7 protein-coding genes and 2 pseudogenes are annotated in these 7,690 nt (G+C 60.7%); 6 read left to right on the forward strand and 3 right to left on the reverse strand.

The window, feature by feature from the left end; genetic code table 11:
• Nucleotides 1-122 precede the first annotated feature (122 nt).
• Nucleotides 123-1,436 (reverse strand): annotated as a pseudogene (locus tag AAFO90_RS23320) (SPFH domain-containing protein); the annotation flags it as partial.
• Nucleotides 1,437-1,482: 46 nt separating this feature from the next.
• Nucleotides 1,483-2,241 carry an OB-fold-containig protein gene (locus AAFO90_RS23325; protein ID WP_347510966.1) on the reverse strand — a complete coding sequence of 253 codons (759 nt, stop codon included), beginning with the start codon at nt 2,239-2,241 and terminating at the stop codon, nt 1,483-1,485.
• Nucleotides 2,242-2,496: 255 nt separating this feature from the next.
• Here AAFO90_RS23325 and metG point away from each other — a divergent pair, with 255 nt between their 5' ends.
• The 6 genes from metG (at nt 2,497) to AAFO90_RS23355 (ending at nt 7,356) form a co-directional block, all read left to right on the forward strand.
• Entirely contained in the window at nt 2,497-4,215 is a 1,719-nt protein-coding gene (gene metG / locus AAFO90_RS23330) for a methionine--tRNA ligase (protein WP_347510967.1), read from the forward strand.
• Between the two features lie 344 nt (nt 4,216-4,559).
• Nucleotides 4,560-4,742, forward strand: coding sequence for a hypothetical protein (locus AAFO90_RS23335; protein ID WP_347510968.1), 183 nt, complete (start codon nt 4,560-4,562; stop codon nt 4,740-4,742).
• Nucleotides 4,739-4,909 (forward strand): hemin uptake protein HemP, encoded by a 171-nt coding sequence (locus AAFO90_RS23340; protein ID WP_347510969.1) that lies wholly within the window; start codon nt 4,739-4,741, stop codon nt 4,907-4,909. The genes AAFO90_RS23335 and AAFO90_RS23340 overlap by 4 nt, the downstream gene beginning before the upstream one ends.
• A gap of 77 nt (nt 4,910-4,986) precedes the next feature.
• Nucleotides 4,987-6,267: an imelysin family protein gene (locus AAFO90_RS23345; RefSeq protein WP_347510970.1), complete on the forward strand. Its 1,281-nt coding sequence runs from the start codon at nt 4,987-4,989 to the stop codon at nt 6,265-6,267.
• A gap of 78 nt (nt 6,268-6,345) precedes the next feature.
• On the forward strand, nt 6,346-6,504 hold the full coding sequence (locus AAFO90_RS23350; RefSeq protein WP_347510971.1) for a hypothetical protein: 159 nt from the start codon (nt 6,346-6,348) through the stop codon (nt 6,502-6,504).
• Between the two features lie 75 nt (nt 6,505-6,579).
• Entirely contained in the window at nt 6,580-7,356 is a 777-nt protein-coding gene (locus tag AAFO90_RS23355; protein WP_347510972.1) for a porin, read from the forward strand.
• Between the two features lie 242 nt (nt 7,357-7,598).
• Here AAFO90_RS23355 and AAFO90_RS23360 read toward each other — a convergent pair.
• A pseudogene (locus tag AAFO90_RS23360) lies at nt 7,599-7,690 on the reverse strand (IS5/IS1182 family transposase); the annotation flags it as partial.

The raw sequence follows: 7,690 nt of genomic DNA on the forward strand, positions 1-7,690 counted from the left end.
CCTCACGGGCATGCTGGCTGCGGGTGAGTTCGGTCCAGGCCATCGTGGTCTCCGTTCAGTGTCGTACCCGAACAGAAACACAACCTCCTGAACTCACTCAATTAGTTTCAAATCGGGCTCTCAGACAGGACATTGTCTGCCTCAACGATGGCGCGCTTACCTTCCGCCTCGGCCAGCATGTCGTTCTTCTTGGCCTCGGCGCGGATGTTGAGTGCATCGGCTTCGGCCTGCGCCTCTTCACGGCGCGCTTCGGCGCGGTCGGCGGCGGCTTCCTTCTCCGCCTGGGCGGCCAGACGAATGCCGGTGGCCTGACGTTCCGCCTCGCGCGTAGCTTCGATCAGAACGATCTGCTTCTGACGCTCGGCCTCTGCCACCTGGCGGGCGGTTGCCACCGCTTCGGTCGCCTTGGTCGCCTCGGCGCGGGCCAGATCCGCCGAGGCCCGGGCGCGGCTTTCCTCTTCGGATTTCTGCGCGATGATGATCTGGCGCTCCTGTTCAGCGACCTCCAACTCCCGCTCCTTGGAAATTTCGGCCTCGCGGATCTTGCGCTCGCGTTCGATGTCGGCGGCGCGAATGGCCTCTTCCCGTGCGATCCGGGCGCGTTCGGTTTCACGCACGCTGTCCTCAGTCCGGGCGGCAATCTCGGCCTCTTGCGCCACACGCAGGGTTTCCACCTTCTGCTTTTGCTCGATCCGGGCCTGTTCTTCGTCCTGTTCGATCAACAGCTTATGACGCTCAGCCTCCATCGCGGCGCGGCGCACGGCGACATCTGCCTCTGCATCAATCTGGGCGCGTTCTTTCTTCGAGGGCGCAATCACCTCGGCCAGCCTGCGCATACCCACCGCGTTAAAAGCGTTGTTTTCATCAAGTGCTTCAAACGGGGTCTGGTCCAGCGCCGTCAAAGAGACGGATTCCAGCGACAGACCGTTCTTGAGCAAATCCTCGGAAACCGCATTCTGCACTTCCTGAACGAAGTCAGCGCGGTTCTCATGCAGGCCATCCATGGTCATCTGGGCAGCCACGGCGCGCAAACCATCGATCAGCTTACCCTCGATCATTTCTCGCAGCTGCTCCACATCGAAGGTCCGGCTGCCAAGGGTCTGAGCCGCACGGGCGATCCCTTCTGTTGTGGCCATGACCGAGACGTAGAATTCCACCCCCACATCGACGCGCATCCGGTCCTGGGTGATCAATGCCGCCTCGCCGTCGCGCTTCACCTCAAGGCGCAGGGTCTTCATGTTGACCGGGCTGACCTCATGCAACAGGGGCACAACGATCGTGCCACCATCCATGATCACCTTTTTGCCGCCAGCCCCTGTTTTCACAAGACTGATCTCGCGGGTAGAGCGCCGGTAGAGGCGACCAATAACAAGCCCGAACAGGGCAAGAAAAATAATTACGGTAACAACAACAATCAACAGAAACTCAAACTCCATTGAGAAACCTCCCTGTGGGACAAAAGTTAGAATTTTATCGTCAAGCTTATTCGGAGACGGCAACAAGCACGTAACTCCCCCTGCGCCGATCCCGGATCACCAGAACCTCGGTGCCCTGAGCGATGGTATCGCCATCTTTCAGAGGTTCGGCGCGCAAGTAGTGGGCATTGCCATAGCCATCCATGACTCGCACCTCAGCCGGGCGCCCCCTGGCGGCGGTGCCTTGGGTGACAATACCGCGGCGGCGGCCCAGATTGCGCTCGGACAGTGCCTCGGTTTCGGTCTGCGGCAAGACGCGGGCAAACGCAGCCCCAAAAACCCGTGCGAACCAAAAGGCAAAGGCGCCTGCTGGAATGGCTGCGCCCCAAGCCGGGGCAAGCAGCCCAAAGAGCGAGGACAGCGCCACCTGCAAGCCCATACCCGAAAGGCCAAAGCCGAGCAAAATAGCCCCAAGCCAGATCACCGTCGGCATGCGGCCCAGCCCCAGCCAGGATGCCAGGCCTGTCGGGGTCGAAACACCTGCATCTGCAGGTGCATCAGGTGCCAGTTCCAGATCCAGTTCTGCATCTGGCAGGTCCAGATCCGCAGCATCAATGCCCTCAACCCCGCCCAGTTCCGCACCATCCAGATCAAGATCGAAGTCGCCGACATCGCCCGCATCGATATCCAGATCTGCATCGTTGTCAGCGCCGATCAGGCTCCCGCCCAAGAGCAAGGCCACCAATTCCAGCACCATCAAGCCGGTCAGCAGCGCAAACGCCAATGTGAACGGGGCAAAGGCTCCGTCGAGCAAAAATTGCAGCATGTAGAAACGGACCTCACAAATCAGGATCACAAAGTATGCAGTAGTATACAATGAATATGGGAAGGGTTATTGACCGTTTCAATCCCGCACCCTGTACAACCTGAGGGTACGATGGCCGGGGACCGTTTGATACTCAAGAAAAACCTTGAACATGTTTCGACTTCTGTTGGATTTCGCGCGAATGGCACAGGCGGGGTTTCCGCCACCCGCGCCATGCGATAGAGGGTCAGGCAAAGCGACATGTGGATGGATGGTATGGAACGCATTCTGATTACCTCGGCGATCCCTTACATCAATGGGATCAAACATCTGGGCAACCTCGTGGGCAGCCAGCTGCCTGCCGATCTTTACGCGCGCTATCAGCGTGGCCGCGGCAACGAGGTAATGTTCCTCTGCGCCACCGACGAGCATGGCACCCCGGCTGAGCTGGCCGCCGCCAAGGCAGGCAAGCCGGTCGCGGAATACTGCGCCGAGATGCACGAGGTTCAGGCCGAAATCGCCAAGGGGTTCTGCCTCAGCTTCGATCACTTCGGGCGCTCTTCCAGCCCGCAGAACCACGCGCTGACCCAGCATTTCGCGGGCAAGCTGGCCGAGGCCGGGCTGATCCGTGAAGTGGTGGAGAAACAAGTCTATTCCAACGCCGATGGCCGTTTCCTGCCCGACCGCTATATCGAGGGCACCTGCCCCAACTGCGGGTTCGAGAAGGCGCGCGGCGACCAGTGCGAGGAATGCACCAAACAGCTCGATCCCACCGATCTGATCAATCCGCGCTCGGCCATCTCCGGCTCCACCGATCTGGAAGTGCGCGAGACCAAGCACTTGTACCTGTGCCAGTCCGCGATGAAGGATCAGCTGGACGCCTGGATCGACAGCAAGGCCGACTGGCCCGTCCTGACGACCTCCATCGCCAAGAAATGGCTGCACGATGGTGACGGCTTGCAGGACCGCGGCATCACCCGCGATCTTGACTGGGGCATCCCGGTCAAGAAGGGCGACGAAGACTGGCCCGGCATGGAAGGCAAGGTCTTCTACGTCTGGTTCGATGCCCCCATCGAATACATCGCCTGCGCCAAGGAATGGGCCGACGCCCATGGCAAAACCGATGCGGACTGGGAACGCTGGTGGCGCACCGACAAGGGCGCCGAAGATGTGAAATACGTCCAGTTCATGGGCAAGGATAACGTCCCCTTCCACACGCTGTCCTTCCCGGCAACGATCCTCGGCTCGGGTGAGCCGTGGAAGCTGGTCGATCACCTGAAGTCGTTCAACTACCTGAACTATGACGGCGGCCAGTTCTCCACCAGCCAGGGGCGCGGTGTCTTCATGGATCAGGCGCTGGAGATCCTGCCCGCCGACTACTGGCGCTGGTGGCTGCTGAGCCACGCACCAGAAAGCAGCGATTCCGAATTCACCTGGGAGAACTTCCAGCAATCGGTGAACAAGGATCTGGCGGATGTCCTGGGCAACTTCGTTTCCCGTATCACCAAATTCTGCCGTTCCAAGTTCGGCGAGGAGGTTCCGGCGGGCGGCGAATACGGCGAACAGGAAACCGCCCTGATCGAGGAACTGACCACCCGCCTGCGCGCTTACGAGCAGCAGATGGGCGCGATGGAGGTGCGCAAATCGGCGCAGGAGCTGCGCGCGATCTGGGTTGCGGGCAATGAATACCTGCAATCAGCCGCGCCCTGGTCCGTGTTCAAGGAAGACCCCGAGCGCGCCGCGGCGCAGGTGCGTCTGGGCCTCAACCTGATCCGGTTCTATGCCGTGCTCAGCGCACCCTTCATTCCGCAGGCCAGTGCCAAGCTGATGGAAGCCCTCAACTCCAGCGACGACAGCTGGCCCAGCGATGTGGCAGCCGCCCTTTCGGCCCTGCCCGCCGGGCATGGCTTCACCGTGCCGGATGTTCTGTTCGCAAAGATTGCAGACGAGCAACGCGAAGACTGGCAGGAACGGTTCTCGGGCACCCGCGACTAAGCCAGTCGTCCAATCTATCAAATGTCAGAGGCCGCCCATTGGGCGGCCTTTTTTGCATCCACTCTCGCCTCAGCGACTCGCCCCCCCTTGCGTCAGGCCTCTGCTCGCGCGGCGCCATGTTCCAGCCTTGGCGGACGCTTTGCAGCAACAGAACGCAAGAAAACCGCAATTTCCCCTAGGCTTTGGAAACAATCCACACCGAGGCGAGCCGTCCGGCGCAAATTTCCGAGTAAAAAAGTCGGATTGACAAAGATGAGTAAATAAATCAGGTATGAGCCATATCCAGCCAACCTGACGCAGTTCAGGCCAGCCCGAACGAACCGAGACAACCACATTGCGTCATCATGTCGAACATCGCTTCTGGCTCCGCGCCCACCGCATCCGAACCTGACCACGAGGACAGCCTGTCCCAGATCTGGCTCGAAGTTTTTGCGCGTTCCGGCACCCTTTCGGGGTTCTGCCTGGAATGGCTTCTGGACCGGACCGAATTCGACAGGGCGGATTTCAGAAATGGGCACTCATCATGAACCAGATTACATCTGATCCCGTGGCCACCACCGCCACGACGGAAGCATTCCCCACCTATCACGCCGAAGACCTGACGCGCGGCGGTATTCAGGCGCGTATTCTGCTGAACGGCCAGATCTACAGCCTGCGCATCACCCGCGCCGGCAAGCTGATCCTGACGAAATAAAATCCGGGCTCACCGCAGCCTAGGCGCCACCTGCGCACCCCCCCCTCATTCGACCGAACCAAGCAAGGATAATCCCGATGAAATCGCTGTTTCTCACCGGAACCGCACTCACAGCCCTCGCCATGGGCGGCTCTGCCGCAGTGGCCGCACCTGCGGCCCCCGAAAAAGGCGCGGTTCTGACCACCTACGCCGATATCGCCCAGGCGACTTATCAGGACAGCCTGACCACCGCCCAGCGCCTGAAGGCCGCCGTTGATGCGCTGGTGGCCGAGCCCTCGGCCGAAGCCCTGCAAGCCGCCCGCACCGCCTGGCTGGCAGCACGCGTGCCCTATCAGCAATCCGAGGCCTTCCGGTTTGGCAATGCCATCGTCGACGACTGGGAAGGCAAGGTGAACGCCTGGCCGCTGGATGAGGGGCTGATCGACTATGTGGACGCCTCCTATGGCGGCCCGTCGGATGAAAACGCGCTGGCGGCGCTGAACGTGATCGCGAATCCCGCGTTTGAGCTGTCAGGTCAGACCATCGACACCAGCGACATCACCCCCGCGTTGCTGGAAGACACCCTGCACGAGGCGGACGGCGTCGAAGCCAACGTGGCAACTGGCTATCACGCCATCGAATTCCTGCTTTGGGGCCAGGATCTGAATGGCACCGACCACGGCGCGGGCAACCGCCCCTGGACCGATTACGCCAATGGCGAGACCTGCACCGGCGGCAACTGTGACCGGCGCGGCGCCTACCTGCAGGCCGCAACCGAACTGTTGGTCTCCGATCTGGACTGGATGGCCGCACAATGGGCCGAGGGTGGCGCCGCCCGCGCCGAATTGATGGCCGATGAAGGCGCAGGCATCGTCGCCATGCTGACCGGCATGGGATCGCTCTCCTACGGTGAACAGGCCGGTGAGCGGATGCGCCTTGGCCTGATGCTGAATGACCCTGAGGAAGAGCACGACTGCTTTTCCGACAACACCCACAACAGCCACTATTACGACGGTCTGGGCGTGCAGAACGTCTATCTGGGTGAATACGTGCGGGTGAATGGGGAACTGGTCTCCGGCGCCTCGCTGTCTGATCTTGTCGCCGCAGCCGATGCCGATCTGGACGCGGAACTGCGCGGCAAGCTGGCCGACACCATGCAGGCACTGGGCCGGATCAAGACCGCTGCCGAGGCCGGTTTTTCCTACGACCAGATGCTGGAACAGGGCAATGCCGCAGGCGAAGCGCTGGTGATGGGCGGTGTGAACGGTCTGATCGACCAGACCCGTTCGATCGAACGCGCGGTTGCGACGTTGCAACTGACCGACGTCGAATTCGAAGGCTCCGACTCGCTCGACAACCCGGGCGCCGTCTTCCAATAACTCAAAAAATCACCGGGCGGCCCAGCCGACAACCGCAGCCAGATACGCCGCCCGGTATCCAAATATCAGGACAGTACTATGAACAAGACTCTGGCTGCGGCGCTGGCTTTCGGCGCCCCTTTCGTGTTTTCCGCAACGGCGGCACAGGCCGAATTCACCTGGGAAGGTGAAATCGAAATCGGCAACGAGCAGATCATCTCTTCGGATGTTGCTGCAAACGAAATCCGCGACACCTAAGCAACCATCACCGCCACCGGCACCTATACTTTCGGCAATGGCGTTTCGCTGTTCTCGACCCTCACCGCCGAAAGCGTGACTGACGCCACTGCCGACCGCAGCTTTGACGACATCGGTCTTTATGTCGAAGAGATCGGCCTCAGCTTTGGCATCGGCGAAGCAACCACCGTCTCAATTGGTAAACTCCACCCCGTGTTCGGCACCGCATGGGACGATGCAGCGGGTTTCTTTGGCGGCACCCTGGCCGAAGATTATGAACTCGCCGAACAGATCGGTGTCCTGGCTGATGTAGAGCTCAATGGCGCGGGCACCCTGTCCTTTGGCGTCTTCTATGCGGATGACACCGGTCTCAGCCGTTCGGCCTGGTTCGACCGGGGCCGTAATACCGCCGCTGCGGGCGGCGCAGGCAACACCGGCGAGCTGGACAACTTTGCCATCCAATGGGCGCATAGCGTCGGCGCAACCCGGTTCCATATTGGCGCCCGCCATCTGAGCGCAAGCGCTGGCAATGTGGATGACGAACAAGGCTTCGTCGCCGGTATCGGCCATTCCTTTGCAGACGGCTTTGATGTCTTCGCAGAGGTTGCCTCCTTCTCCAACTTTGGCGGCGGCGCGGATGACGCCACCTATGCCACGCTGAACGCGGCCTACGGCATTGACCAATGGACCCTGTCCGGCACCCTGGCCCACCGTGATCTGGACAGCGCAGGCGACACCGATCTGATCTCGGTTGGCGCGGATTACGAATTCCAGAACGGCATGATCCTGTCCGGAGCGCTGGCCCAGGTCGAAGACACCGGCGTTGCCGACACGACGCTGGGTGTGAGCCTGATCATTCCGCTTGGCGGCTGAACGATCCCTCGGTTTTGACTGCTTTTCGCAACAGAACCCGACTGGGCCGCAGTTTCTGCGGCCCTTTTTCATGCGCCCTGCTGCCCCCATTGGACCAGCGACACTGTGCCATGGATAATCTCCGATAAAAATAGTCAGCATTGCCCCTTGCCGTCTGACTGTTTTTGTCAGATACCTGATGCCAGGAATCGAGATCTCCTTTGCCACCTCTAAGAGTCTGATTCAAAACTTTTCGAGTGAATTCATTGTCTTGCGAGCATCCGCGTGACGCGGCGGATGTGTGCGATTGTGACCCAAGCTGCCGCGCTGGCGATGGATTTTTCCCAATCCTTCG

This window comes from Phaeobacter sp. CAU 1743, from assembly GCF_039839315.1.
In the GTDB taxonomy this organism is placed as follows: Bacteria; Pseudomonadota; Alphaproteobacteria; order Rhodobacterales; family Rhodobacteraceae; genus Phycobacter; species Phycobacter gallaeciensis_A.